Origin of the sequence: Paenibacillus sp. VCA1 (genome assembly GCF_031583795.1) — a bacterium.
In the GTDB taxonomy this organism is placed as follows: domain Bacteria; phylum Bacillota; class Bacilli; order Paenibacillales; family Paenibacillaceae; genus Paenibacillus_AQ; species Paenibacillus_AQ albilobatus.
Window position 1 is genome coordinate 145,897 of record NZ_JAVLSX010000001.1, and the last position, 26,113, is coordinate 172,009.

Sequence of the window (26,113 nt, forward strand, 5' to 3'; positions counted from 1 at the left end):
AAAACAAAAATCCGATTCCTTCGTTGACTAAACGCGGAATCGGATTTTGCTTTTTCGTTGGCCGCTTCTTTGAAAGGCAGCTTTGCATCGCTTGATGTCGGCATGAACGGGCAGCGAAGGCCCCGCTATATGAGTCCCATACCTCGAACAGCAGGCTTTATGTTCAGTCCGCGATGACAAGATTCGTCCCCGTTTTTTTGAATTTGGTCAGGAAGCCGCGGTCCACATGGGCATCCGTCACGATCGTGTCGATCCGCTCCAGGGGCGCGATGGCAACCGTGACGTCTTTGCCGAATTTGGTGCTGTCGGCCGCGACGATGACCTCTTTGGAGAGCTCGATCATTTTTTTGCGCGTGACGGCTTCCTCCAGATTATAATCCGAAATCCCTCTTTCGACCGTGATGCCGCTGCAGCAGACAAAAGCTTTCCGGACGTTCAGCTCGTGAAAATTGAAAATATAATCAAACGCAACGACGGACTGCTCTTCCTTCCGGATTTTGCCCCCGATGATAATCAGCTCGGCATCGGTGTCCATCAGCTCCTGGATGACCGGAACGGAGCACGTGATCACGGTCAGGTTCTTTTTATCCTTGATGTATTTGGCAATCTGGTAAGTCGTCGAGCCGCTGTCGATATAGATGCAGTCGCCGTCCTGGATCCATTCGCTGCATTTGCGGGCGATCCGCTCTTTTTCCTCCAAATGGTTGACCATCCGCTCGTCCATCGAGGATTCCCCGAACCGGTCCGCGAGCTTGATGCCCCCATAAATTTTTTCGATTTTCCCCGCGCTGGCGAGCAGGTTAATGTCCCGGCGGAGCGTATCGACGGAAATGCCGAGTTCCTCGGTAAGCTCCGTCATTTTAAGCACTTTTTTGACGGTTAATAGGTCGAGAATTTTCTTTTGCCTCTCCAGTGGCAGCATCGCTTTCACCCGCTAATATATGACGTTGGCGTTTCGAACCGAAACAATTCCAGTGTACTTTCAGCCTTCCGGGGATTCAATAGATTTTACATAGATCGTCATGTTTTACCGTTGGATCACGGATTAAGTTAGTCAAAAGTTATGAAGAAGTTATGCATAATTTACGCAAAATTTACACACTCGCGTATTCGGGTTGACATACGGTTTTTATACTGGGGTTGTGTTTAAGGAGGTGGGCGGCTTGCTGAAGCTGCAGCATATTGGCAAACAATTCGACGGTAAAACCGTCCTGGACGACATCAGCTTCGAGATCGGCACGGGGGAAATTATGTCGCTCCTCGGTCCGAGCGGAAGCGGGAAGACGACGCTGCTTCACCTGATTTTGGGCTTGACCGGGGCGGACCGCGGAAGCATCGTTTTCGGCGATGAAGACCTGACCCGCGTCCCCATGAAAAAGCGCGGCTTCAACATCGTGTTTCAGGATTTCGCCCTGTTTCCGAACCTGAACGCCTACGAGAACATCGTATATGGGCTGCGGAATAAAAAAGGTCTGGTGAGCCCCAAGGAGGTTCAGGAATATATCGATTTTTTGGAGCTGACTCCGCATTTGAACAAAAAAATCGGCGAGCTGTCCGGCGGACAAAAGCAGCGGGTGGCCTTGGCGAGAACGCTCGTCGCGAAACCGAAGCTGCTGTTGCTCGACGAGCCGCTCAGCGCGCTGGACGGGGTGATCAAGGAGTCGATCAAGCAGCGGATTCAATCGATCGCGAGGGAATTCAAGTTGACGACGCTGATCGTAACGCATGATCCCGAGGAGGCTTTAACGATGTCCGACAAAATCCTGATCATCAATCAGGGCCGGATCGCCCAGTTCGGCGCACCGCAGGACATCATCGGCAGACCGGCCAACGAATTCGTCGAGCAGTTCATCATTAAGCAGCTGAGAATCAAACGGCAAAACATTTTTAACCTGTTCGGTGAGATGTATGCATAAAGTCAAAACCGAAATGCGCGTCGTATTCGCTCTGCTGCTGCTTTTTTTCGCCGGGTTTTTGTTCTTGCCTTTGCTCGTTCTTCTGATCCGTTCCTTTGAAACGGGCGAGGGTTTTTCGCTTGCAAACTATGCGGCGGTGTGGAAAGGGCGGGACATGGTCGGAGCGGCCCTGAACAGCGTCAAAGTGTCGGCGGTTTCGGCTGTGATCGCAACGACGCTTGCATTTATTTTGGCTTATGCCATTCACTGTACCCGGATCTTTCGCCCGATCAAAGGCGTTCTCAAAACCGCCATCCTCGTGCCGATGCTGCTGCCGACGATCACTTACGGGTTTGCCATCATGTATTCGTTTGGCAATCAAGGGCTGATCACGAAGCTGATCGGGCGCAATCTGTTTGAAATATACGGCTTTAACGGCTTGCTGACGGGATACGTCATTTACACGTTGCCGCCGGCTTTTCTGCTGATCCATAACGCTTTCGGCTATGTCGACAAAAAATTCATCATCGTGTCCAAGCTGATGGGCGACGGGACGGTAAGGAGCTTTTTTAATGCGGTTTTGCGGCCGCTCGTGGGCGCGTTGGGCGGAGCATTCGTGCTCGCTTTTATCCTCAGCTTCACCGATTTCGGCATCCCCGCTTCGGTAGGCGGAACGTATCCGGTCATTGCGGCCCAGCTTTACCAGGTGATGCTTGGTTCCATTCCGGATTTCAACCAGGGGGCGGTCATCGCGGTCGTGATGCTGATTCCGGCTGCGTTTGGGATTTGGCTGCTGCGGTACCTGGACAAGCTGAATTTTCACTACGACAAAATCGACGCCATCGAGCTGCCGAAACATCGGGTTCGGGATGCGGGATTGGGCATTCTGTCGTCCGCCATCGTGGTCGGTATACTTTCTGTTTTTGCGGTGATGTTCGTGGCGCCGTTCATGAACGGCTTCCCTTACGATACAGCTTTTACGTTCAAACATTTTTCCGATGTATTCGCATCCGGCGATTTGACGGGCGTGTACAAAAATTCGCTCTGGGTCGCGCTGCTGACTGCGCTGCTGGGGACACTGGCCGCATACGGAGCCGCGCTGCTGAACGTGCGCACCCGGCTTAAAGCGAAAGCTGCCACCGACATCGTGTCGATGGTCACCAATACGGTGCCGGGAATGGTGCTCGGGATTTCGTACCTGCTTTTGTTTAACGGGAGCAGCCTGAAAGGCACGTTTACCATCCTCGTGGTGTGCAACATCGTGCATCTGTTTACGACGCCGTACATGATGGCCAAAAACGCCCTCTCCAAGATGAATCCGTCCTGGGAGACGACGGGCGAACTGCTCGGGGACAGCTGGTTCAAGACGGTGTACCGGGTGGTGCTGCCGAACTCGGCGTCCGCGGTCATCGAAATGTTCGGTTATTACTTCGTCAATTCGATGGTGACGATCAGCGGGATCATTTTCCTGGTGTCGGCGCAAACCTCGGTTGTGGCGAGCAAAATCAAGGAGCTGCAGCATTTCGCCAAGTTCAACGAAATTTTCGTGCTGTCGCTGCTGATCTTTTTCACCAATCTGGTGGTTAAGGTCGCGTGCGATTGGATGCAGAGGAGGAGGGCGGTGCGTGGATAAGCTAGCTTGAGCAGGGGCTGGATAAGCAAACTACTCTAATTCGATTGGTTGAATTTCAGTTTAAAGACTACCCATCCACTTATGCGGAAAATCCAGCGGAGGGGACGGATCGAACTAAAGAAAATAAGAGTTCGCCGATGGAAGACCAACGTCCGATTTGAATTTCGATCGGCAAAATAGTACCAGCAAAAAGCGAAAGTAGCGGAGGGGACGGAATCGTGGTGAAGAAGCGGAAGCGGTCGCCTAAAAGCTTTTCTGAAAGAAAGCTAGCATCGGAAGCATCCGCTTTGTCTTTGGATTTTAACAATGAATAGTTCAATCAAGAAAATCCAAAGGCAACAGCGATCGGAAGCACGATCCGTACGCGGAGCGGCCACTTCGCACGAAGTCAGTAAACTAATTTTAATTCCAAAATGCGGGCAGCAATCGAAAGCCCGATCATTCCCGCAGCGGCCTTTACCGCACTTATCATCATTAAAAGCGAGGGATTTACGATGTCCAAAACGATCAAAAGTATGCTGCTTACGCTATTCGCCATCGGCTTCGTGCTTGCCATGACAGCCTGCGGCAGCGGCAAAGCGGAAGAATCGAAAAAAGTGGTCATTTACACAAACGCGGACGAAGAGGCCGTCGCCTCCATGGAAGCCGCGCTCAAAAACGCCGGATATGACGGCAAATACGTGCTGCAATCGCTCGGCACCTCGGAGCTTGGCGGCAAGCTGATGGCCGAAGGCGGAAAGATTGAAGCCGATCTGATCACGATGAGCTCTTATTTTATCGAAAGCTCGCAAAGCCAGTATTCCATGTACAAGGACCTGTCGTTTACAACGGATGCGCTGGAATCCTACCCGTCTTATTATACGCCGATTTTGGCCAACACCGGTTCGATTTTCGTCAATACCGAAGTGCTGAAGCAAAAAGGCCTGCCGATGCCGACGTCGATCAAGGACCTGACCAAACCCGAATTCAAAGGCCTGGTTTCAATCCCGAACATTATGGATTCCTCGACCGGCTGGCTGCTCGTTCAAGCCATCATTAGCCAATACGGCCAGGAAGAAGGCAAAACCGTCCTTCACGATCTGATCGCCAACGTCGGCCCGCATCTGGAAAGCTCCGGCTCCGGCCCGATCAAAAAGGTGCAGGCGGGCGAGGTCGCAGCAGGCTTTGGTTTGCGTCACCAGGCCGTCAAAGCGAAAGCATCCGGCGCGCCGATCGACTACGTGGACCCTGCTGAAGGCAACTTTTCGCTCACCGAATCCGTGGCGGTAGTGGACAAGAAAAATGCCGTGACCGACCTGGCCATGAAAATGGCGGAAACGATCATCAAAGACGCGCGGAAGGATCTCATCACCAATTATCCGGTGGCGCTGTACAAAGGCGAGACGGTGGAAAACGCCAATCAGCCTGCGCATCCGATGAAGTTCGTCGAACCGTTGACCGTCGAATTGTTGAAGAAACACCAGGAATTTTTCAAAGCAGCCCAATAACGATTTTGCCGAAGAAATAAACCAGAACAAGGGAGCCAAGAAAAATGAACGACTACAAGCTGTTAACCCCGGGACCTCTTACCACGACCGCCGCGGTGAAGGAAGAAATGCTGTTTGACCGGTGCACGTGGGACGACGACTATAAATCGATTACGCAAAAAATCCGATCGCAGCTGCTGGCGCTTGCCGGCGCCGGTTCGGATGAATATACCGCCGTGCTGATGCAGGGCAGCGGAACGTTTGCGGTGGAATCGGTGATGACCACGGCCGTTTCGGATGACGACAAGATATTGATCGTAACGAACGGGGCTTACGGCGAGCGAATCGTGCAGATGGCGGAATATATCGGCCTCAACTACAAGCCGTACCAAGTCAGTTATGATGCGCAGCCGGAGGAAGCGGAGCTCCGAGCGATGCTGGCGGCCGATCCGGAAATTACGCATATCGCGATGGTTCACTGCGAGACGACGACAGGCATTTTGAATCCGCTGGAGATGGTAGCGAGGCTGTCCAAGGAATACGGGAAAACCCTCATCATCGACGCGATGAGCAGCTTCGGCGGCATCGGCATCGATGTGGCGGGGCTGGGCATCGACTATCTGATCAGCAGCGCAAACAAATGCATTCAGGGCGTTCCGGGTTTCGGGTTCGCGATCGCCAAGCTGGAAAAACTGAACACCCGCCAAGGCGTCGCCCGCAGCTTGTCCCTGGATTTGTACGACCAGTGGAAGGGGATGGACAAGGACGGCAAATGGCGGTTCACTTCTCCGACCCACGTCGTGGCGGCTTTTGCGAAAGCGTTGGATGAGTTGTTCGAGGAGGGAGGGGTACCTGCACGGCATGCGCGATATCGCGAGAATAACCGCCTGCTCCGCCAAAAGCTTGCGGAGATCGGCATTCATGCCTATATTTCGGAAGAGAAGCAGTCGCCGATCATTACGACTTTTTTGTTCCCGAACGAAAGCTTTGACTTTGGAGACTTCTATGGTTTCGTAAAAGAACGGGGATACGTTATTTACCCGGGCAAACTGACGGACGTCGACACGTTCCGGATCGGAAATATCGGCGAGATTTATCCGGAAGACATCGAGCGCTTATGCGGCATCATTAAAGAATACATGGGAGGAATGGGACGATGAGCAACATCGAAGGCGTTATTTTGGACTGGGCCGGAACGGCGGTGGATTTCGGATGTTTCGCGCCGGTGAATGTATTCGTGGACATTTTTAAGCATGCAGGCATTGAAGTAACGATGGAAGAAGCACGGGGACCGATGGGGATGCTGAAAATCGACCACATCCGCGCCATGTTGTCCATGCCGAGAGTATCGGCCCTGTGGGAAGAAGCTTACGGCAGAGCTTTTAACGAGGAAGACGTGCAGCGTCTGTACGCCGAATTCGAACCGGCACTGATGGTTTCCTTGTCCGAATACACGAATCCGATCCCGGGCGTCATCGACACGGTGGAGGCGCTGCGTTCCCAAGGCTTGAAGATCGGTTCGACGACCGGCTACACAAGCTCCATGATGGAAGTGGTCGTAGCGGGCGCCAGGGAAAAAGGATACGCTCCGGATCATGTCGTGACACCTGATGATACCGGGTCGTACGGAAGACCCTACCCTTACATGATCTACCGCAATATGGAGCACCTCAAATTGTCCGCAGCTTGGAAAGTCGTCAAGGTAGGGGACACGACTTCGGATATAAAGGAGGGCGTGCAAGCCGGCGTATGGTCGGTAGGCGTCGCAGTCGGAAGCTCCGAAATGGGACTGGGAGAAGAGGAGTACCATGGCTTGTCCGCGTCGGAAAAAGAAGCGGCGATCGCCCGAACGAAGCAGGTATTTATGGAGCACGGAGCCGATTTTACGATCCGTACGATGGCCGAGCTTCCGGCATTGATCGAACGCATTAACGGGCTTCTCGCGGAAGGGAAAAGACCAGGCTGTGTCCGGTAAGCCGGCTGCATGTAATTCGGCAGGATCGGATCCAGGATCTAATAGCGTTGAAAAAAATGAGGGTATCCCTAAGGCCTTTTGGCTTGGGGATACCCTCATTTTTTCGTTTTGTCGTCGACGGCCGGAATAGAGAACCGGCAGCCTGAAGTGTAAAACCCCCCTGTGAAGGTCTATAATTTTACACATAAGGCGGAACGAGAAAGGGTGTCATCATGTCTATTCAAATCAAACGCGTCTACGAACCTCCCGGCAAGTCCGACGGCAAACGAATCCTGGTCGACCGGATTTGGCCGAGGGGACTGACAAAGGAACAGGCATCGATCTTCATATGGATGAAAGAGATTGCGCCCAGCCATGAGCTTCGCAAGTGGTTCGCCCATAAGCCCGAGAATTATGAAACATTCAAACAAAACTATTTACAAGAGCTTCAGCACGAGGAAGCCCGGAAGCTCCTGGACCAAATCAAGGAATGGTCGGAAACCGATGCCGTAACGCTGGTGTACGGCGCAAAGGATGAAAAGATGAACCAGGCGATTATTCTTAAGGAAGTGATTGAGGGCATGTAAACGGAACGCGCCGGTTTGGTTTCGAGATGCGTGACGGCCGAACCGGTTCAGCGGCGGGCGAAACCGGCGGATGGCCGAAGCGTCCGTTTCATCCGGCCCATACGAACAATCCACAACCGGGCGCGGTTGTGGATGTCGTGATGCCTGCCGATAGGTCAGTTCGATGGTTTCGTATACAGTCCTAAATGTTTGCCCAGATCGATTTTATGTTTGGGCTTTAAATTCAAATTGGAATACAGGGCGTCCATCGCCTGCGTCAACTCTTCCTTGTTCCAATACACGAACGGACTTTTCCAGTCGCCCTCCACGGTCAGCATGTTGGTCGCGTCGGGCTTCATTTGTTTGAAATTAAGCAGCCAGCGTTTTAACTGGTCCTCCGGAATATCCGTTTTTACGTTGTTTCCGATAATGTCCAGCATGTCTCCCCATTGGCCGATGCCGTTCAGGGAAGTGAGCTTGTCGAGCATTTGGCTCAGCACCTGCTGCTGGCGTCTGTTGCGGTCGAAATCGGAAGACGGTCCGGTTCCGTCGTTCGATTTGCGGTATCTGACGAAATCGAGCGTTTGTTTGCCGTCGAGATGCTGCGGCCCTTTGTTCAGGTTAATATGGGTCCCGTCCGCCGTATCGTTGTACCGCATGTCCATGTCGACATCGATGTCGAGTCCGCCTACGGCGTCTACCGCCTGGCGGAAGCCGTCAAAATTGATGAGAACCATGTAATCGATCGGGATGTGAAACAAGTCCCCGAACAATTGCTTGGTTTCGGCCATCGCCGTCGCCTTGTTTTGGATGTAGTTATGCGCATAGAAATAATTTGCCTTATGGCTCGATTGGCCGGCCGGCGTAATTTTAAGATCGCGGGGAATGGACAGCAGACTTGCCGATCTGGTCTTCGGGTTCAGCGTCGCTATCATCATGACGTCGGTATTCATCGTTCCGCCGCTTCCCTCGCGGTTGTCGACGCCGGCAAACAAAAACGTCACCGGCTTCAAATCATTTTCGCTGATGTTTTCGATTTCGAACTCTTCTTTAGGCACCTGGTGCTCCGTTTCCTGCCGCTGCGGGGCCTGGTATTCGGCGGCCGAAATTTTATGTAGGGCTGACATGGCTTTTTGATGTAAATATCCGGCGTACGATCCTGCGATCAAAAGACAGACTCCGATCACGCCGATCAGGCTAAGCACGATTTTACGGTAAACGCTTTTTTGTTTCTTGGGACGGGCCATAATTCCTCCAGTTCATGTTCATTAATTTTCGCCTTAAAATCGGCATAAAGTCGCAAATTCTACCAAAATAAACGAGATTCAATACTTTAAAATATACTATCAAATATGCAATCGATCAAATCTACGAGCTTGTGTTAGAAGAAGCGGCGGCACGTCAAGCAGCCTCAGCCCCTTCCCTGAAGGAAGAAAGCTGAGGCTTGAGCCGTTGCAAAATATCGTCGCCTGCGCATGCCGTGAGCATTTACCGCTTAGGTCGTTCCCATTGGGCATTCCGGCTATACGAGGTCCTTCGCGTGTTACGCTTCCCTGCACGCTTTTTTTATCGGGCATGAAACACTTTTACCCCTTTCCTTCGAATACGTTGTTTTCCCGATAAAAAAACAGTTGCAATATACAGTCGAACTATATATAGTGTAACTATACAGTTATGCGATATAAAGAGGAACTGAATAAAAGGGGGACTTTTGTTGAGCAGAGACAAACATTTGCCGCTGACGGAAACGGTTTATTATATATTGCTCGCTTTGCGCGAACCGGCACACGGGTATTTGATCATGCAAAAGGTGGAGGAGATGAGCGCCGGTCAGGTGCGGATGGCTGCCGGGACGCTTTACGGGGCCGTGGAAAACCTGTTGAAGCAGAAATGGATCCAGCCGGTCCAAAGCGAGGACAGCCGACGCAAGGTATACGCCATTACCGACCAGGGGCTTGCCATTTTGCGCCAGGACTTTGAACGGATGAAACATATGATTGAAGTGACAAACGCGATCATGGGATCGTAAGAAAGGAGGAACCGCCATGAAAAAGATGAAATTTTTTACGAATTTCGACCGTGAGGAACAGTGGTTAAACGAGATGGCCCGTCAGGGGTACCGATTGGTTAATAAATCGATGACTTATGAATTTGAGCCTGCAAAACCGGAGGAGGCCAATTACCGCATCGATTACCGGACCTTTAAAACCCGTCGGGATTTTGAGGACTACAAGGCATTGTTCGAGGACTGCGGCTGGACCCACGTTGCGGGTACGAAAAAATCCGGAGCCCAATATTTTAAGCAAACGGGCGACTGGGGAGACGAAGACATTTTTTCCGACGTCAATTCGAAGGCGGCGCGGTACAAACGCATCTCGGATATGTGGCTGTCGCTGGCTTGCAGCTTCATTCCGCTTTTTGCGGTTTTGATTTCGACGGGCGCGATTCAAGTGACCGCTTTTGTGAAGCCCAAGCTGCTGTACTATACACCGGGGTTATGGGAGATGAGCGGATCGCAATTTTGGAGGTCCTTCCTGTTTGAAACGCCGTTCGCCGTCATGAGAGGGTTTAGCTGGGCGGTCATTCCGATCATGATTCTCGTGTATGCCGCTTTTGCGTATAAAGCGAAAAACGAGTATACGAGATCGCAGCAAGAGTAGAAAGAACGGGGTTACCTATAGATCAAAAGCTTCCAGAAAGTCGGCGGCTGCCGGTTCTTTCGGAAGCTTTTTTTGATCTGCAAGAATGTATAATGTTTCCGGGGGCCCGAAAGCGTATCTCAATCTGCCTTCGAAGCCAAAGCCCCACCTTGGGGAGTGATGGTTTTGTTAATCGAAAAACGGCAAGCACAGACAGAACGCAATGACCCACAGCAGGGTCAGATTCGCCGTCGCATAAGCCCATTTGAAGGCAAAACGATGGTAAAAAAACCAGCATATAAACGAAAGCAGAGGACCCAGCGGATAACTCAACAGGATCGCAACGTAAGTGTAGACAAACCCATTGTGGGCCGCGGCGGGGTCGTCGAACGAAAAGGCGACGACGATCAGCATGAAAGGGTAAAGCAGCAGGGTGAGTCCGTATAAAATATTTAAAATAAGCAAAATCGTAAATGCGGTCCGGTTCTTCAAACAGGGTCCCCCTTTTCGAATCCAATTTGCGATCAAAAATGAATACTTACGCTATTATATGGGAATTCCCCGAAAATACCAATTGCCCGAAAGATGCAAAAAAGGATGGCGAAATGCCGATAAAATGCAGGAAGAAAAAAACTTGGCGCCGATTGACTAGTAAGCGTTTTCATAATAAGATGAAATCAGTTTTGATTTCAAGCATCAGGGTTTGACATACAAAATGAATAAAGGAGGTTTATTTGCGTTTGTGCAAACGTTTGCTCAATGAATGAAGCAGATTTTGATCATCATTTTTATCAAGGAGGCCTTATATGAGCTATCGCAGAAAAAAACCAATCCGCGCGTTGTCTTTGCTATTGGCGTTCATGATGACAATCGAACTGATTGCCGGCGTCTTCCGCCCGGTTTTGGCCGAGGCGGCGGAGGCGGAGCCGAAAAGCACGTACGCGGATGAAGGAAAAATTTATTTCCAGCTGCCGCAAACGCTGATTCAGGTCACGGCTTCAGGCGCATCCCCAGGATGGAATGAGACGGCGGAACTAACCGATCCGGACAACGACGGTACATACACGGCTGAAGTCCCGGGGCTGCAAGCCGGAGAGCAATACGCCTACGCGATTGCCGTCAACGGCGTGCAGCAAAGCGGTTCGCCCCTGACGGCTACCTCCGATGATCAAGGCATTTTGCGCCTGTCTTATACCCCTGTGTTGAAGGCGACGGGAAGCTTTGACGCTTCCGGGGGAGCGGACCAACACCCGCTTGCGCTCGAAAGCGGCACGTATCGTTATGCGACGGAGACGCTTCCGGTTGGGGAATATACGTATGCGTTTGTCGCTTCCTCCGAAGGGACGGGAGACATCCGCTTTTCCGACCCGGGCAACCCTCCGGCGGACGGCCCTGACAGCAAAATAACGGTGGAGGCCGCAGCTTCGGCACAGCCGTCCGCAGAACCTGCGGCGAAGACGGGTCTCTCCGGGCTGACGCCCGACCCGCTGGTTGATCAACCGGGAGGCGCGTCCAAATGGGTGATCGCCGGCAGCTTCCAGGGCTGGAACAACAGCTCCGAAGAGACGCGGATGAAGCATTTGACGGGAGATTTTTATCAATATTCGACGGTCCTCGATGCGGGCCACCATGAGTTCAAAATCGTCAAAAGCGGCACCTGGGACGGGTTTTCGAACAACGGCAACAATTTTGCGTTCGATTTGGATGCGCCCGCAAAGGTGAATATTTACGTCAACGAACAGCTTGGCCAGGCGCGCATCAATCTGCCGAACGTGCAGGGCCTGCCGCAATATGCGCCCAAGCTGACCGAAGCCGAATGGCCAAGGCTGGTAGGCAATATCCAAAAGCTGTTTGGCGAAAACGAGTGGGCTCCGGGCGAAGCGAAGCAGATGTTCGTCGATACCCGGTTTGACGGTTCGGTGTATGAGCTGCAGCGCCCGGTGCCTGCAGGCAAATACGAGATGAAGGTGGTGCTGGGGGACCGGTGGGATGGAACGCCGAATTATGGGGACGAAAACGGAAACAATTTCCTTTTGAACGTTCTGGATCCGTCCGACGTCATATTTTCCATTGACCTCAGCCAGCCGAAACCGGTGCTGACGACCAACTACATGCCTTCCGACGCCGCCTACGACGGCAAAATCAACAAGGGCAAGCTGTATTTCGATTCACGCCAGATTACTTATAAAAAGCCTTTCGGAGCCGTCAAGGAGCAAACGGAAGACGTTACGCTGCGGATCGCCGCCGAGGCGGGGGACGTCCAGGTCGCGCGCGTGGAGCTGACGAATCCCGAGGGGATGTCTTCCGCTTACGATATGCATGTGGCGACTTCTTTTGGCGGGCTGGACTATTGGGAGGCCACGATTCCGAAGACGGCTTTTCAAGGCATCGGCGTATGGAATTATAAATTCATTCTCGTCGACGGGATGGCCAAAGTGGAGTACGGGGACGACAACAACCGCGGCGGAGCAGGCACGACGGCTGACGACGGGGTGCTTCCGTACGAGCTGACCGTGTACAAAAAGGATTTTAAAACGCCGGACTGGATGAAAAACGCGGTCGTGTATCAGATTTTCCCGGACCGGTTCCTCGACGGCAACCCGGACAACAACCGGGCGAAAATCGTGGACGGTTACCGCGGCGGCGCCATGCCGGGCGAAACGATGACGGCGAAAAACGGGCATAAACTCCAATTTTTCGATGGCGGCGTCCCGGGCGACCCCGTGCCGGAGGATGTTGCAGGCTCGTGGAGCGACGTGCCGGAAAACCCGGACCGCGTGCTCCCGCAAAACAAGCCTTATTTCCCGGATGCCAAGTCCGACGGCGTGTGGACGAACGAATTTTACGGCGGGGATATCCAAGGCGTGGCGAAAAAGCTGGATTATTTGAAATCGCTTGGCGTTACCGTCATTTATTTCAATCCGGTCGCTTGGGCGGCTTCCAACCATAAGTACGACGCCACCGACTACAAGCATCTGGATCCGATGTTCGGCGAGCCGGTGTATAACAAGCCGGGCGACCCGACCTCCGGTTTGAACTATGAAGCGACGAGGACCGCATCCGACCGCGTCTTTGCCGAGTTTGCCAAACAGGCTCGCGCCAAAGGCATCCGGCTGATCGTGGACGGCGTGTTTAACCATGTCGGCGACGACTCCATTTATTTTGACCGTTATGAGAAATATCCGGAGATCGGGGCTTACGAATTTTGGTCGAAGGTTTACGACAAAATGAATGCGGATTCAAGCCTGACGTTGGAGAAAGCCAAGCGGCAGGTGGTTGATTCGTTTACGTCCCAAATCAATCCGGCGACGGGCAAGCATTACGCTTATCCGGAAGACTTTGACTTTACGACGTGGTTCAAGGTATTGAACGAAAAGGTCGACGGCCATTACAAATACGAAGGCTGGTGGGGGTTCGACTCCCTGCCCGTCATTGATGCGCCTGAACCGGCTGCCGGCGATGCGGACGGTCTGTCCGGCAACCACGAATGGAACGTTCAAGGGTACCGGGATCAGGTGGTCGGCCATGACTTGACGGGCCTATCGGATGACCAGGCGGCGCAGCGGATGCAGGAGGCCAACTCCCAGCGTTGGGAATGGCTCGGCGCCCGCGGCTGGCGGCTGGATGTTGCGCCTGACGTGTCCTCGGGCACGTGGCAGCAGTTCCGCAAAGCCGTTAAATCGACGGAGGGACGGACCGACGCCAACGGCGAACCCATCGACGACCCGATCATTTTGGGCGAAGAGTGGGGCGTGGCGACGAGGTTTTTGCTTGGCGACCAGTTCGATTCGGTGATGAACTACCGTTTCCGCAGCGCTTTGCAAACGTTTGTCCTGAACGGGAACGCCGCCCAGTTCCATGAATCCCTGGAATCGATCCGCGAGGATTATCCGCAAGAGGCGTGGGAAGTCATGCTGAATTTGGTGGATTCGCATGACACGATCCGCTCCATCACCAAATACGACAAACCGTCCTGGGAAGAAGAGCATTTGCAGATCGCTCCAAGCCCGTCGGACCGGGCGCTTGGCATGCAGGCGCTGACGGCCGTTTTCCAGATGGGTTACCCGGGAGCGCCCACGATCTACTATGGGGATGAGGTAGGCTTGGAAGGCACAAAAGATCCGGACTCCCGCCGGACGTTCCCGTGGGAACGGGTAAGCGAAACCGGGGGAGGTTATGCGGGAACGGGAAAATACGCGGATCTGCTGGCAACCTACCAAAGGGCGGCTGAAATCCGAAACGACAACGAGGTATTCCGTACGGGCGATATGAAAGTGGCCTATGACGAAGGCGACGTCATCGCATATGCGCGCAAAACCGATGCCCAGGCGGGTCTCGTCATCGTAAACCGCGGCGGCAGCGACGCGACGATCAGCCTCGACACCGCTGGTTTCCTGCCATCCGATATCAGCCTCATCGACCGGCTGGGAAGCGGCACGACGGTTCGATTCAAAGACGGAAAAGCCAGTGTGACGGTCAAGGCGATGAGCGGCATGATGATGACTTCGGACGCAAGCCTGAAGGCCGTGCCTAAAGTGAGCGGACTGCAGGCAATCGGAGGCAACGGCTTTGTCGCGCTGTCGTGGAATGCCGTTCCGGAAGCGGCGTCTTACCGCATTTACCGCGCGCCGATCGAAGGCGGGGCGCTCGAGCAAGCCGCAACGGTGAACGGAACGGACTGGACGGATACGAACGTACAGAACGGAACGAAATATTATTATGCCGTGACGGCGGTCACGCCGGATGGGGAGAGCGGTTTGAGCGATTACGCATCCGCTACGCCTTTTTATCCGGTGCAATCGGTGGAAATCACAGGCACCTCGACGCCCGTGACCTTGGGGGCGGGGCATACGACTTCGCAAATCCAAGTCACGATCCACATTCCGGGATTATCGGATCATCCTGCTTACGCCGGAAAAGAAATGCCGGGGGCTGCCGCCAAGCTGGCTTTTTACAAAGAAGGCGAAAACAAGGAGGATGCGGGCGAAACCAAGCTGCATTATTTGGAAGATACGCCGGACGGGCGGAAGGTGTACTGGGCTGCGTTTGAACCGACGGAAGCCGGAACCTTCCATTATTTCGCCAAGGTGTCCACCGACAACGGACAGACATATACGGAATCTGCGTCCGCATATGTCGACGTCTATGCCGATCCGGTGAATACGACGCCGCCGGAAGCACCGGTCCTGGCTTCGATTGGCACCGAATCGAGCCGCGCCCAGTTGGCATGGACCCACGCGGGCGGCGCGTTCAAATTCGAGGTTTACCGCAAGCAGGACGGGGGCAATTTCAAAAAGCTGGCCGTTCTCGATGCTTCGGCGCGGGGCTACACCGATTTTACGGTAACCAACGACACGACGTACACGTACCGGGTCGCAGCGATCGATGCGTTTTATAATCGGGCTTTCTCGAATGAGCAGGCGGTGACGCCGAAGCTCGTCATGGTCGACGTCAAGCTCCGCTTGCATTTGCCGAGCTACACGCCGGTAGAGGACGATATTTACATCGCGGGTACGATCAACGGCTGGAACCAGGCCGGAGGGAAGCTGAACGTGCCAAGCGGGGCAACCACCCGGGACATCGTGGAATACGATTTCAAAATGATGGCCGGAAAACAGATCGAATACAAATATACGCGGGGAACCTGGGATACCGAAGCGCTGACCTCCCATTCCCGCATGGCCGACGATCCTTCCGACATGAGCAACTATGCGTATTCCTCCGAAAATACCAACATGAAGCTGACGATCAAAAACGAGGGCGGCAACAAGATGACCGTCAACGATTACGTCCTGCGCTGGGTGGATATGCCGATGATCGTTATGCTTCCGCGGACTTCCTACGGAGAGGCGATCGCCTACGAAACGAACGAGGACCGCTTTACGTTAAAAGCCAACGTTCCATACGGTTCGGCCGTGACCATCAACGGGCAGCCGATTCCGGCGGATGCGCTGGATGCCAAAGGGAACGTGGAGGTCCGGGACATTCCGTTGCTTCCGGGCATGAACCGCTTCTCCGTCCATACCGAGCCAAGCGCTGAAACGTTGAACTTGCCGTGGTACGAGGATAAAGGGCGGGCCGCAAAGGCAACCAAAACGATTGAGCTCGCCATTACGCGCAAGGACAAAGAAGGCGAACCGAATCCCGTTCGCGTGACCGGCGTGACGCTTGCTCCGAACGAGCTGCGTTTGACGGAAGGCGGCTCCGTCGGAACGTTGACCGCCCGCGTTCAACCGGAGGATGCGGCCGACAAGGCGGTGTCGTTCGCTTCGAGCGACGAAACGGTCGCCAAAGTCGATGCCAACGGCACCGTAACGCCGCTGAAAGCAGGTACCGCAACGATAACCGTCACGACCCACGACGGCGGTTATCAGGCACAAAGCACCGTCACCGTGTCCAACAAAGGCGGGGATGGCGGCAACGGCGGCCAAGAAGGCGGAGGTTCGGGCGGAGCAGGCGGCAGTGCGCCGGGCAGCTCTTCCGGCATCCCGTCAAGCGCGGGCGGCAGCCCTAGCGAAAAGGATGCCAAAACCGCCGCGTTCACCGTCGAACAGATCAAAACGGCAGCGAGCCACCACGGCAATGGCAGCCCTGCCGAAATTGATGCGGGAAGCGCCGATCGCGTGCTGCTCCCGGTTCAAACGGGAAGCCTGCTGCAAGGCGTGGCGCTCCAAGTGAAGCGCGGTGCCGATACGGTAACCGTTCCGGCCGCCGTTTTGGAACAGCTTGGGGCGGCTGCCGAAACGGCAGCGTCCGGACAGCAAATCTGTCTCCAGCTCGCGGCACTGGACGATTCGTCCGTGCAGCAGCTTCTGTCGAAGGCGGGCGCGAAGTCCGGGGCGCAGCTTGCGAAGCAATCGGAGTGGTATGATCTGAAGCTGCTGCTGATCGATGGAAGCGGAAAAACGGTGAAAGAACTGTCGTCGTTTCATCCGGCCTTGCGCCTGAGCCTCAAAACTCAAGACCAGGCAAAACGGAACATGACGGCGATGTATCGGGTGTCGGACGACGGCGCCGTTGAATGGGTCGGCGACGCTTCGAACGCCGGGGGAGCCCTGACGGCAGACATTCGGAAGCCTGGCACGTATGCGGCTTTGGAATGGCGGAAGGGATTTGCCGATCTGCCTGCAGGCCACTGGGCGTCTGACGCCGTTTCCTACCTCGCTTTGCGCCAAATCGCAACGGGAACGAGCTCAAACCGGTTCGAGCCGCAGCGCAGCGTGACGCGTGCTGAATTCGCCGCCCTGATCGCGCGCGCTTTGGGGCTTGAAGCGAAACAGGCGGCGGCATTTTCCGACGTGCCTGAAGATGCTTGGTATGCGGCGTCCGTTGCCGCCGTGCATGAAGCAGGCATCGTGCAAGGACGTTCCGAAGCCGTCTTTGAACCAAACGCGGTGATCACCCGCGAGGAAATGGCCGTGATGCTTGTCAAAGCGTACCATGCGAAGCACCCGGCAAATTCCGGCGTAGATGCCGTATTTGCGGACGCCGACCGGATCAGCCCATGGGCGCGCGATGCCGTGCAAACGGCAGCCAAGCTGGGATTGCTGGAAGGGAACGAAAACCGCCGGTTCCTTCCGCAAGGCCAGGCGACCCGCGCGGAAAGCGCCCAGGTCATTTACCGTTTGATAACAGGAAAATAAGAATGTATAAAAAAGACCCCTGACTTGTCACTTATCAGGGGTCTTTTTGGGTTTCGATTCGGGATCAAACCATTTCAGCCTCCCTGAGAAAATGTTTGATTATCCGAATCTGGTAAGATTTGCGGACATGAAATGGAAGGCTCCAGCACGTTTCGACGGTAACGGTTTTGGCATGAATCAGGCGGGCCGCCGCCGTTCGGGACGAGCCCGACAACGGATGCAGGCGCAGGTGGAATTGATGGGAAGGGGATTGCAGGGCAGAGTTCACCCGTTGGATGACACGCCGGGCGGCCGGGACGACCGGATTGGCGGCGTTGGTGACGAGCGTCTGCCCAAGCACCTTGGCGTCGTGCTTCGACAGCCCGTTGGCTTCATGGAGATCCAAATACCAGGAAGGTTTGTAGGTTTTCATTAGCTGAACGATCGCTTGGGACATCGGATGGGTAGCCGGACGTTTCGGCCCTTTCGGAAAAGTCCGGTTCAGGTCGGGAACGCCGCGGTTTCGTTTGCGGTAGGCTTGGGGATTGGCGATGGGCACGATGATCAGCTTGCCTCGGGCAATGCGGAGCCGCCAATTCTGAAGCTGTCCCACCAGCTGGCGCGCGGAATGGATGCTTGCCGTTTCATTGCCGTGGATTCCCGCAACAATCATCATGACGGGACCGTTTCTCCCTCCCGGAACGATGTAATAAGGTGTGGCATGGGAAGTGCCCGCGGCCAACGTATGGTTCTGGACGGTCATGGCCTTCATCTCCCTTCTGGATTAAGGTATGCGTCCAGAAGGCCGAAGGTACAGGCATTTGCCAAATCATAAGTTACTCCAGCGACAATGACATATAAATGAATGCAATATAGGCAGCGACCGGCAGGCTCAGTCCGATGAACAGCGATACGTAAAACCACGGGGAGCGCAGCGCATGCCCGATGCTTGGTTCGCCATCCGCTTCGTTGCGGACCTGCCGGTTGCCGTCGGCTTCCGCTTTTCGAATCTGCTTCGAGAAGCTGTCCAGCAAACGTTCCGCTTGATCCTCCCGGAGCGCCGACAATGCCTGCCATAGCTCCGCATGTTTTTTCCGCAGCTCCTCCAGCCGCTTGTTTTCCTTAATTTCCTCCGTCATGAGTCACCCCGTCCTTTCCCCTCTTGGCTCAGGGATTCGTTTATTGTATATAACATAAAATAGGTCTCCAAAGTTACGACCGAAATCGACGGAGCTGCGACTGATTCCGATCCGTTTTCGATGGTTTCCTTTTATTTGCAAAGACGTATTTGAAACTTTTTTGGTGTTTCCCCAGTCAAACGGGCATAAGCGGCACTCAAAGACCCGGGCCCGGGATGAGAACCGCGGGGCGAAACGCGCCTTTGAAGTCGTCAGGGGGGTGAATCAACTGAACAGCAAGAAGGGAGCATTCACGGAGCGGCAGTTTGGCGAGCGGATCGAAGCCTGCAAGGAAAAGCTCTACCGCTTTGCGTACTGCTACGTGAAAAATGAACAGGAAGCTTTGGAAATCGTCTCCGAAGCAACGTACAAAGCATATCTATCATTCGGGAAATTGAAAAACCCTGAATATTTTGAAACGTGGATCAGCCGGATCGTCATCCACTGCGCGCTCGACCATATCAAAAGAAAGAAAAAATATACGTACACGGAAGACGGCGCGGCGGAATTTGCGGCGAAGGAAGACCCGGTTTCTTTGGAGGAGAAATGGGATCTGTATGACGCGCTGGATCAGCTGAAGCCGGAAGACAAGGCTTTTATCATATTGAAATATTTTGAGGACAAACGGTTCAAGGATATAGCGGAAGTGCTTTCCCTGCCCGAAAACACCGTCAAAACGAAGCTGTACCGGATTTTGGGCAAACTCAAAAAACATTTGATCAAGGAAGAGGTGGATGTACAATGACGGGGAAAGAACGCTATGACGACATCGAGATTCCATCCCGCCTTTCCGGGGTCATTCAGGACGCCATGAAGCGGGGACGCGCCCATAAACGAAACATGACATGGCTCCGCGGTTCGTCCGCTCTCGTGGCGGCCTGCGCCGCTTTCATCATTACGGTGAACGTGCCCGGCGTGGCCATGGCATTGTCGGATGTACCGGTCATCGGGTCGATCGTCAAAGTGCTGCAGGTGGGAAGCGGCGGCGAGCGCACCGACGGGGTGTCCGTGACCACGACGGCGGAGGAAAATTCGCTGAACATCCATTTCACGATCGATGGCGAACGGACGGCGAGCGCGCCGGCTTATACGGTCGAACGCAAGGAAGCGCCAAACCGCCTGATATTTACCTTTAACGGCGTCCGGAACCTGGATATGGAAAAGCTGGAGCGGGACATTCGCGGGCTCTCCAATGTAAAGGACGTTTACAGCAACGTGATTTTGGACGACTCCGCGGTCCGGTTTGTCGTCGAGCTGGGCGACAACATCGATTATTCCGTATCGGAATACCGGCAGCCGGGCTATATTCAGCTGAAGCTGTTTGGCGCAGCGAAACAGGAAAAAGCGCATGAGGTCTATTTTGTCCGCAGCCAGGAAATGGAGCAGGGAGAAACGCTGGCGATCCTTGAGGAGCAGTATGCCGGAGACGGCAGCAGCGTCATCAAAACAAAAAGCGGCAAATTTGCCGTTGTCATCGGCGGTTTTGCTTCCCGCGGCGAAGCCGAGGAGCTGCTCCGCAAATTATCCGCCAGAGAGGATTACTTCGAGCCGCTTAAAGTCGATGGCTGGATGAGCAATGAAAATCCGGAGTGAGGCATGAAGCGGGGAGACGGCCTGCGGTTACGGACTGTTTTTCGGTTCCGGACCAATACCGAGCCGCGCTTGCTTCACGCTGCGATAGCCGCTTCAGAAATGTGAAAAGGACAGCGGCGTGCTGTCCTTTTCAAGTTTCAAAGGTTGCCGGCAGGAAGGCTCTCTTTTTGCGGAGTTTCCTGTGCCGGCATTTCTTTTATTCATCTACATTAGGAGTCGTCTCTTTGTCGGGCCCGGGCTTCCCCGCCTTTGCGGCCCGCTTCCTCGCGGCTCATTTTGCCATCGCCGCCTCCGTCGTTACCACTTCTCGCTTCGCCGCCCTTGCGGCCGATTTCCTGGTAGAAATCGCGGTCATGGGAATCCGACGTTGCTTCGCCGCCCTTATGGCCGATTTCCTGATAAAAATCACGGTCGTGGGAATCCGACGTCGCTTCGCCGCCTTTGCGGCCGATTTCCTTATAAAAGTCACGATCATGGGAATCCGCTGTCGCCTCGCCGCCCTTGCGGCCGATTTCCTGATAAAATTCACGGCCATGGGATTCCGACGTTGCCTCTCCGCCTTTACGGCCAATTTCCTGATAAAAATCACGGTCATGCGTTTTGGCGGTTGTCTCGCCACCCTTGCGTCCGGCTTCTTCGAGTGTCATCTTACGGTCATCCTTATTGTTTGCCATTTCGAATCACTCCTTCTAGGGTATTGAGTATTGCGTGTGCACTCTTTACTTACCCGTGCATCGGGATCTGAAACATCCGATTTGCGCAGAAGAAGGGTGGCCCGATTATGCTAAGCCTGCTTCGCCCCAAGCGACTCCGCCTTTTCCAGCCAGTGTTTGCGCTTTTCTGCGGACAGCATTTTCACCTTGCTGATTTCGGTAATCCGCACCGGCCGAATGCCGCTGAACTGCAAAATGCCGCGCTTCATGAGGACATGTCCGGCCTGCCTGAGCGCAAGGCGGTAATACCAGGATGGGGAGTCCATCGTGACGAGCAGCCGGGCCGTTTTTCCTTTGAGGAGTTTTTTGACCACCAGTGAGTCCGGCGCGGACGAAAACGCAAAACCCGGCAGGAATACGCGGTCGATAAAACCTTTCATGAGAGCAGGCATCGTCCCCCACCAGGTCGGGTACACCCATACCAGATGGTCGGCGCATGAAATGATTTCCCGCGCCTGAACAAGATCCGGTTCGAGCTCTGTCCGCTTGCGGTAGCCGTACTGCAAAATAGGACCGAACTTCATGGCGGCGAGATCCAAAAGGCGGACGTTAGCGCCGCCAGCCTCCGCCCCTTTGATGTATGCATGCGCAAGGGCGTGGCAGTAGCTTTCGGGATCGGGATGGCCGATGATGACCGCAATGTTTTTTTGCATGTTAAAGTCCTCCTTCATAGAAACGATACCCGTGATAAAATAAAACCAAAGTCATCATAACGGGAAACGTGTCGCAAACGACATGAGGAAACGCGCGAAAAACTTGATCATTTGCGCTGGTCGGGAGGAAACGGATTGAAGACAATGGATGTACCGGTCACGCTGCTGTGGCCGATTCGCAAATCGATGGCCGCGAAAGGGCTCGACTGGGAAGCGTTTTGCGCTTATGCCGATGTAGATAACGGGCTGCTTTCATACCCTGATGCGAGAATCGAAACGGAAGAGCTCGAACGGATCATGCAATCGGCGGCGGATTATACGAAAGATTCGGCGTTTGGACTTCGCCAAGGACAAGCGATGCAGCTTTCCGATCTCGGGGTGCTTGGATACGCGATGCTGCATTCCAAGACGATCGGCGATGCATTGGCGGCTTATCAAAAATACAATGACGTCGTCTGCGGCCAATATAACGCCGAGGTTGAAATTGCGGGGGATGAGGCGGTTGTCCGTATGGTCCCTCGGCAGTCCGGGCGCGGTTTCAGCCGGCACTGCATCGAAGACATGACGGCTTCCCTTGTCCAAATCATCCTTCAGTTGAGCGGCAAACCGGTTAATCTTACCGAAGCAAGCTTCTCGCATGCCCGCCAGGCGCCTGTCGAGGCTTATGCCGCAGCGTTTGGCGGTGTAATCCCTCTTTTTGGGCAGGAACATAACGCGCTTGCATTCCGCAAGGAAGTGCTGGACTACCCCGTATTAGGCGCGGATTCCCGGCTGTTTGCGGTTTTTGAGGGCGTGGTGGAGGACGTGCGGAAGACGCTGGTCCAAGGTTTGGTGCTGTCATCGCGTTTGCGGGAATGGATTTTGTCATCTATGTCATTCTTTTTCCCGAGTCTCCAGGACGCAGCCAAGGAAATGCGGATGAGCGCAAGAACGCTCCAAGCCCGGCTGAAGGAAGAAGGGACGACGTATAACCGGCTCGCAAACGAAGTGCGAAGGGAATTGGCGATCCGCTATTTGGCGCGGCCGGAACACACGGTAACGGAAATTGCCTATTTGCTGCATTTTTCCGAACCGAGTTCGTTTCACGCGGCTTTCAAAAAATGGACGGGAAAAGCGCCGGGAGAATATCGGGCGGAGAACGGACACATCGCATCGCTCCAAGCTGCATTTGGGATGGCATCTGATTAAGCAGCCGGCGCGGATTCTTCCAGGAAATAGAAGGTTTTGTTAAGATAGGAGAGGTTGGGCTTCGAGGATGGTTAGGCGCAAAACCGCAAAAAGGGTGCCGCCAACTAGTCGGGAGTTTAATTTTCACGGCATAAACGGTTAAGGGATGGACGAACCGTCGCTGACAGGAGGGGGAACGTTTTTGGCTTATTTTACGATATTTGCATCCCGAAACGATATCAAGGATATCGGCGGGCTGGTTCATGAGGTTTTTGCCGACGGCTTTAAAGTAACGGGCGGGGCTCCGGGAGAAAAGGAGATGACGGTTCATCCGAAAGGCTGGTTTAAAAACAACAAAATAACGATTCGCGTCGCCTCGGAAGATACCGATCCGGATTATTTCGCGAACAATATTCCGGGGATGATGGGGTTTTACGACCGTATTCCGTTCACGGACGAGGATTTAAAACGCCGCGTCATGATTCAGATTTCCGTGATCAATACGATGCTGGCGATCGAAACGGAAAAAGAATACGGCAAAGACGACTTGGAACGCTTTATCAAGCTTGCCGCAAAAGTGGACGGCATCGGGTTTATTCCCGACGGCACGCTGCTGGACCGGGATGGGCGGGTCATCGTGTATCCCGACGGAAGCTCCGATGCTGCCGATTTCAGTCCGCGGGCATGCACGAGAAAAATCCGGGGCGAGGACCGTACGACGCCGGAGGGCGCGGAGCGAAAGCAAAGAAGTTTGGCTTATCTGAAGGAAAAGCAAGTTCCGTACGTGGAGCACCTGCCTGAACTGCCTCCTCTTAGCGAATTGAAGGTCAGATCAAGAGGGGAGATCGCCCGCCGGGCCGCGGCGCTGCTGATCGTCATCCAATACGCGTGCGACGTCGCGCAGGAGGGGGATTTGGCGGAATCGAAAGCTTTTGTGACCGGTCTGCTCGATCGATTCGGGGTCAAGGATGCATTGACCGAAGCCGAAAAAGATTTGCTGGAGCAGGCGGAGCCCGAATATCAGGATGCGGTCAATCTGGTCTGGCAATACGAGGCTTATTGGGCGCTGCTCTGGGCGCTTGGGGTGGTGGATTCGCTTGATTTTCCGGATCATCCATGCGAGTCCAAAGCGGCGATTGAGGCGGTATCGAGCTGCAGCGGTTTTGAAGAGTTTTTGGAGCGGACGGCACTTCGGCGCGCGGAAGACATGTTGGACGAAGCGGACAAAATCTACCGCTTGCACTGGGCCTGCGTCAATGACCGGATTCGTGGCAGGGAGCCTGCGGCCGGCCTGAACGAAAGCGTCGTGATGGAGCGTCGCCGGGCGCTGTTCTGGATGATCGGTTACCGGGACGAAGCATGGGACGATATTAGCATGGATACATAGTGGAAAGCCCAAAACGTAAGGGGATGCTTCAAGGTCGGCCGACCTTGGAAACATCCCCTTGTTTTGTGTACGGTTCCGGCAGGCCGATGGGCCGCCCAACGATTTTCCGGCTTACTGGCTGCTCATCTTTTTATGATACGCTTCCGTCATTTCATCCGCCACCTGCTTCAAGGTCGGGTCGTTGCGCAGCTGCTCGATGAATTTGTCGTAGTTTTCGATGGTATCTTTGCCGATGATGACCTTGGTGCGCATGTCGCTCACTTTTTTCGAAATTTCCGGATAGTATTTGTTGTAAGCCTCGGAGTACAGCTCGCTGCCCGGGTTCGGCGTTTTGATCTTTTTGCGTTCATTAACGATCTCGACGTTCCGGTTGTACACATCGTCCGGCATGCCGACCGCGCCGATGGACATATCGTCGCTGATCAGGTGGATCAGGTTGTTCATGTTGCCGTCGCCCAGATGGTCTTTTTCGCTTTGCGGCGTCGGAATTTTTCGGCCGTTCTGCACCGTGTAATGCACGCCTTCGATGCCGTAGGTCGCCAGCTCGTTGCCTTCTTTGCCGTAAGCATAGTCGAAAAACCCGAGAATTTTTTTCACTTTCGCTTCAGGCACCTTTTTCGGAATCAAGTATACTCCGTAATATGGCGTGCCGGACGGCGTGTATTTTTCCCCGCTCGCGTTTTCCAGGTACGTGATCGGCATATAGTCTGCCGTCGGCACGACCTCGCGGATTTTGGAACCCGTGACCCACGCGTGGTTCATCGATTGGGAGGTGCCTCCTGCATTGCCGCCGCGGATCAGGTCCACCGTCTGGGAATATTTCATGATGGCAAAATCTTTCGGGAATAAGCCCGCATCAAAGGCCTTTTTCAGCCACAGCACGGCATCGCGGGAGGCGTCCTCGGTGATGACGGGAACGAGTTTGTCGTCTTTCAGCTTCCATTGCCCTTGCGTTCCGTTGAACACGCCGTACACGAAGCCCATCGTGTCCGGGTTCGCCGCGTACGGCACTTCGTCCGCCTGTCCGTTGCCGTTCGGGTCTTTTTCCTTGAATGCTTTCAGCACTTCGAACAACTGGTCCATGTTTGTCGGCGTTTGCAGCCCGAGCTTATCCATCCAGTCTTTGCGGAGAATCGGGAAGGCGCCGCCGCCGTAACTTGGGTAATAGCGCGGAATCACGTAGTTTTTGCCGTCCACCTTGGATGCGGTCCACATCTCGGCTAGGTTGGAAGCGCTCAGGTTCGGATAATCCTTGATGTACGGCGTCAAATCCCAGAAGACCCCTTGCTTGATCATTTTCTGCAGCTGCGGGTTGATCAGCGACTCCACGAACGTCACCTCGGGCAGGTCGCCGGAAGCGAGCATGACGTTGATTTTTTCCTCCGACGTCGACGGGGACAGCCAGGTGATGTCGAGCTTGGTGTTGGTGCGCTTCTCGAACTCCTTCCAGATCGGGTTGGTATTGTCGATAAATTCGGTGGCGTAATTCAGCGTCTGCATTTGGATCGGCGTCGGGCCGTCCCCTTCTTTCGATGCCCCTTTGGAGCCGCTGCAGGCCGTCAGCAGCACGCTCGCTCCCAGGACGACCAGCATGGATTTCATCAGCATCTTTTTCTGTACCTTTGTTCCGGATGGACTCATTACATA

General features: G+C 54.3%; 22 protein-coding genes. 13 read left to right on the plus strand and 9 right to left on the minus strand.

The genetic code is table 11. From position 1 onward, the window contains the following. Positions 1-163 precede the first annotated feature (163 nt). Positions 164-922, minus strand: a complete 759-nt coding sequence (locus tag RJP21_RS00650) for a DeoR/GlpR family DNA-binding transcription regulator (protein ID WP_310857652.1) — start codon at positions 920-922, stop codon at positions 164-166. Between the two features lie 241 nt (positions 923-1,163). Here RJP21_RS00650 and RJP21_RS00655 point away from each other — a divergent pair, with 241 nt between their 5' ends. Both RJP21_RS00655 and RJP21_RS00660 read left to right on the plus strand, forming a co-directional pair. Further along, positions 1,164-1,916 (plus strand): ABC transporter ATP-binding protein, encoded by a 753-nt coding sequence (locus tag RJP21_RS00655; protein WP_310857653.1) that lies wholly within the window; start codon positions 1,164-1,166, stop codon positions 1,914-1,916. Further along, entirely contained in the window at positions 1,909-3,528 is a 1,620-nt protein-coding gene (locus RJP21_RS00660) for an ABC transporter permease subunit (protein WP_310857654.1), read from the plus strand. Before RJP21_RS00655 ends, RJP21_RS00660 begins: the two co-directional genes overlap by 8 nt. A 79-nt stretch (positions 3,529-3,607) precedes the next feature. On the opposite strand, the gene RJP21_RS00665 is transcribed toward RJP21_RS00660, so the two are convergent. Further along, positions 3,608-3,847 (minus strand): hypothetical protein, encoded by a 240-nt coding sequence (locus tag RJP21_RS00665; protein ID WP_310857655.1) that lies wholly within the window; start codon positions 3,845-3,847, stop codon positions 3,608-3,610. A 175-nt stretch (positions 3,848-4,022) separates the two neighbouring features. On the opposite strand from RJP21_RS00665, the gene RJP21_RS00670 reads away from it, so the two are divergent. The 4 genes from RJP21_RS00670 (at position 4,023) to RJP21_RS00685 (ending at position 7,535) form a co-directional block, all read left to right on the plus strand. Then, entirely contained in the window at positions 4,023-5,015 is a 993-nt protein-coding gene (locus tag RJP21_RS00670; protein ID WP_310857656.1) for an extracellular solute-binding protein, read from the plus strand. A 44-nt stretch (positions 5,016-5,059) separates the two neighbouring features. Then, complete coding sequence (gene phnW, locus RJP21_RS00675; protein WP_310857657.1) at positions 5,060-6,154, plus strand: 2-aminoethylphosphonate--pyruvate transaminase; 1,095 nt, start codon at positions 5,060-5,062, stop codon at positions 6,152-6,154. Further along, positions 6,151-6,969 carry a phosphonoacetaldehyde hydrolase gene (phnX, locus tag RJP21_RS00680; RefSeq protein WP_310857658.1) on the plus strand — a complete coding sequence of 273 codons (819 nt, stop codon included), beginning with the start codon at positions 6,151-6,153 and terminating at the stop codon, positions 6,967-6,969. Before phnW ends, phnX begins: the two co-directional genes overlap by 4 nt. 212 nt (positions 6,970-7,181) lie before the next feature. Continuing rightward, positions 7,182-7,535 (plus strand): DUF488 domain-containing protein, encoded by a 354-nt coding sequence (locus RJP21_RS00685; RefSeq protein ID WP_310857659.1) that lies wholly within the window; start codon positions 7,182-7,184, stop codon positions 7,533-7,535. 155 nt (positions 7,536-7,690) lie between these two features. Here the strand turns inward: RJP21_RS00685 and RJP21_RS00690 are convergent, their stop codons facing one another. Next, complete coding sequence (locus RJP21_RS00690; RefSeq protein WP_310857660.1) at positions 7,691-8,761, minus strand: LCP family protein; 1,071 nt, start codon at positions 8,759-8,761, stop codon at positions 7,691-7,693. A gap of 467 nt (positions 8,762-9,228) precedes the next feature. Here RJP21_RS00690 and RJP21_RS00695 point away from each other — a divergent pair, with 467 nt between their 5' ends. After that, on the plus strand, positions 9,229-9,543 hold the full coding sequence (locus RJP21_RS00695) for a PadR family transcriptional regulator (protein ID WP_160039568.1): 315 nt from the start codon (positions 9,229-9,231) through the stop codon (positions 9,541-9,543). A gap of 16 nt (positions 9,544-9,559) precedes the next feature. Then, the gene (locus tag RJP21_RS00700) at positions 9,560-10,174 is read left to right on the plus strand and encodes a DUF2812 domain-containing protein (protein ID WP_310857661.1); all 615 of its coding nucleotides are present in this window, start codon (positions 9,560-9,562) and stop codon (positions 10,172-10,174) included. A gap of 168 nt (positions 10,175-10,342) precedes the next feature. Here the strand turns inward: RJP21_RS00700 and RJP21_RS00705 are convergent, their stop codons facing one another. After that, positions 10,343-10,645: a hypothetical protein gene (locus tag RJP21_RS00705; RefSeq protein WP_310857662.1), complete on the minus strand. Its 303-nt coding sequence runs from the start codon at positions 10,643-10,645 to the stop codon at positions 10,343-10,345. Between the two features lie 314 nt (positions 10,646-10,959). Here RJP21_RS00705 and RJP21_RS00710 point away from each other — a divergent pair, with 314 nt between their 5' ends. Beyond that, positions 10,960-17,796 (plus strand): alpha-amylase family glycosyl hydrolase, encoded by a 6,837-nt coding sequence (locus tag RJP21_RS00710; RefSeq protein ID WP_310857663.1) that lies wholly within the window; start codon positions 10,960-10,962, stop codon positions 17,794-17,796. 64 nt (positions 17,797-17,860) lie between these two features. Here the strand turns inward: RJP21_RS00710 and RJP21_RS00715 are convergent, their stop codons facing one another. Further along, positions 17,861-18,547, minus strand: a complete 687-nt coding sequence (locus RJP21_RS00715; protein ID WP_310857664.1) for a M14 family metallopeptidase — start codon at positions 18,545-18,547, stop codon at positions 17,861-17,863. Positions 18,548-18,611: 64 nt separating this feature from the next. After that, entirely contained in the window at positions 18,612-18,914 is a 303-nt protein-coding gene (locus RJP21_RS00720) for a hypothetical protein (protein WP_310857665.1), read from the minus strand. 259 nt (positions 18,915-19,173) lie between these two features. Here RJP21_RS00720 and RJP21_RS00725 point away from each other — a divergent pair, with 259 nt between their 5' ends. Then, on the plus strand, positions 19,174-19,698 hold the full coding sequence (locus RJP21_RS00725; RefSeq protein WP_310857666.1) for a sigma-70 family RNA polymerase sigma factor: 525 nt from the start codon (positions 19,174-19,176) through the stop codon (positions 19,696-19,698). After that, the gene (locus RJP21_RS00730) at positions 19,695-20,546 is read left to right on the plus strand and encodes an SPOR domain-containing protein (RefSeq protein ID WP_310857667.1); all 852 of its coding nucleotides are present in this window, start codon (positions 19,695-19,697) and stop codon (positions 20,544-20,546) included. Before RJP21_RS00725 ends, RJP21_RS00730 begins: the two co-directional genes overlap by 4 nt. Before the next feature lie 209 nt (positions 20,547-20,755). Here the strand turns inward: RJP21_RS00730 and RJP21_RS00735 are convergent, their stop codons facing one another. Together RJP21_RS00735 and RJP21_RS00740 are read right to left on the minus strand one after the other, a co-directional pair. Beyond that, complete coding sequence (locus RJP21_RS00735) at positions 20,756-21,220, minus strand: KGG domain-containing protein (protein ID WP_310857668.1); 465 nt, start codon at positions 21,218-21,220, stop codon at positions 20,756-20,758. Between the two features lie 110 nt (positions 21,221-21,330). Continuing rightward, positions 21,331-21,912 (minus strand): NAD(P)H-dependent oxidoreductase, encoded by a 582-nt coding sequence (locus tag RJP21_RS00740; RefSeq protein ID WP_310857669.1) that lies wholly within the window; start codon positions 21,910-21,912, stop codon positions 21,331-21,333. 144 nt (positions 21,913-22,056) lie between these two features. On the opposite strand from RJP21_RS00740, the gene RJP21_RS00745 reads away from it, so the two are divergent. Both RJP21_RS00745 and RJP21_RS00750 read left to right on the plus strand, forming a co-directional pair. Then, the gene (locus RJP21_RS00745) at positions 22,057-23,100 is read left to right on the plus strand and encodes an AraC family transcriptional regulator (protein ID WP_310858104.1); all 1,044 of its coding nucleotides are present in this window, start codon (positions 22,057-22,059) and stop codon (positions 23,098-23,100) included. 181 nt (positions 23,101-23,281) lie between these two features. Then, positions 23,282-24,466 carry a DUF4272 domain-containing protein gene (locus tag RJP21_RS00750; RefSeq protein WP_310857670.1) on the plus strand — a complete coding sequence of 395 codons (1,185 nt, stop codon included), beginning with the start codon at positions 23,282-23,284 and terminating at the stop codon, positions 24,464-24,466. A gap of 111 nt (positions 24,467-24,577) precedes the next feature. Here the strand turns inward: RJP21_RS00750 and RJP21_RS00755 are convergent, their stop codons facing one another. Continuing rightward, a complete protein-coding gene (locus RJP21_RS00755; protein WP_310857671.1) occupies positions 24,578-26,107 on the minus strand; it encodes an extracellular solute-binding protein in 1,530 nt (509 codons plus the stop codon). Between the last annotated feature and the right edge of the window lie 6 nt (positions 26,108-26,113).

What these genes read in the sequence shown, in the direction of transcription:
- RJP21_RS00650 (WP_310857652.1), bottom strand. Translation starts at nt 922, where the DNA reads ATGCTGCCACTGGAGAGGCAAAAGAAAATTCTCGACCTATTAACCGTC.
- RJP21_RS00660 (WP_310857654.1), top strand. Translation starts at nt 1,909, where the DNA reads ATGCATAAAGTCAAAACCGAAATGCGCGTCGTATTCGCTCTGCTGCTG.
- RJP21_RS00670 (WP_310857656.1), top strand. Translation starts at nt 4,023, where the DNA reads ATGTCCAAAACGATCAAAAGTATGCTGCTTACGCTATTCGCCATCGGC.
- phnW (WP_310857657.1), top strand. Translation starts at nt 5,060, where the DNA reads ATGAACGACTACAAGCTGTTAACCCCGGGACCTCTTACCACGACCGCC.
- phnX (WP_310857658.1), top strand. Translation starts at nt 6,151, where the DNA reads ATGAGCAACATCGAAGGCGTTATTTTGGACTGGGCCGGAACGGCGGTG.
- RJP21_RS00685 (WP_310857659.1), top strand. Translation starts at nt 7,182, where the DNA reads ATGTCTATTCAAATCAAACGCGTCTACGAACCTCCCGGCAAGTCCGAC.
- RJP21_RS00690 (WP_310857660.1), bottom strand. Translation starts at nt 8,761, where the DNA reads ATGGCCCGTCCCAAGAAACAAAAAAGCGTTTACCGTAAAATCGTGCTT.
- RJP21_RS00700 (WP_310857661.1), top strand. Translation starts at nt 9,560, where the DNA reads ATGAAAAAGATGAAATTTTTTACGAATTTCGACCGTGAGGAACAGTGG.
- RJP21_RS00710 (WP_310857663.1), top strand. Translation starts at nt 10,960, where the DNA reads ATGAGCTATCGCAGAAAAAAACCAATCCGCGCGTTGTCTTTGCTATTG.
- RJP21_RS00715 (WP_310857664.1), bottom strand. Translation starts at nt 18,547, where the DNA reads ATGAAGGCCATGACCGTCCAGAACCATACGTTGGCCGCGGGCACTTCC.
- RJP21_RS00720 (WP_310857665.1), bottom strand. Translation starts at nt 18,914, where the DNA reads ATGACGGAGGAAATTAAGGAAAACAAGCGGCTGGAGGAGCTGCGGAAA.
- RJP21_RS00730 (WP_310857667.1), top strand. Translation starts at nt 19,695, where the DNA reads ATGACGGGGAAAGAACGCTATGACGACATCGAGATTCCATCCCGCCTT.
- RJP21_RS00735 (WP_310857668.1), bottom strand. Translation starts at nt 21,220, where the DNA reads ATGGCAAACAATAAGGATGACCGTAAGATGACACTCGAAGAAGCCGGA.
- RJP21_RS00740 (WP_310857669.1), bottom strand. Translation starts at nt 21,912, where the DNA reads ATGCAAAAAAACATTGCGGTCATCATCGGCCATCCCGATCCCGAAAGC.
- RJP21_RS00745 (WP_310858104.1), top strand. Translation starts at nt 22,057, where the DNA reads ATGGATGTACCGGTCACGCTGCTGTGGCCGATTCGCAAATCGATGGCC.
- RJP21_RS00755 (WP_310857671.1), bottom strand. Translation starts at nt 26,107, where the DNA reads ATGAGTCCATCCGGAACAAAGGTACAGAAAAAGATGCTGATGAAATCC.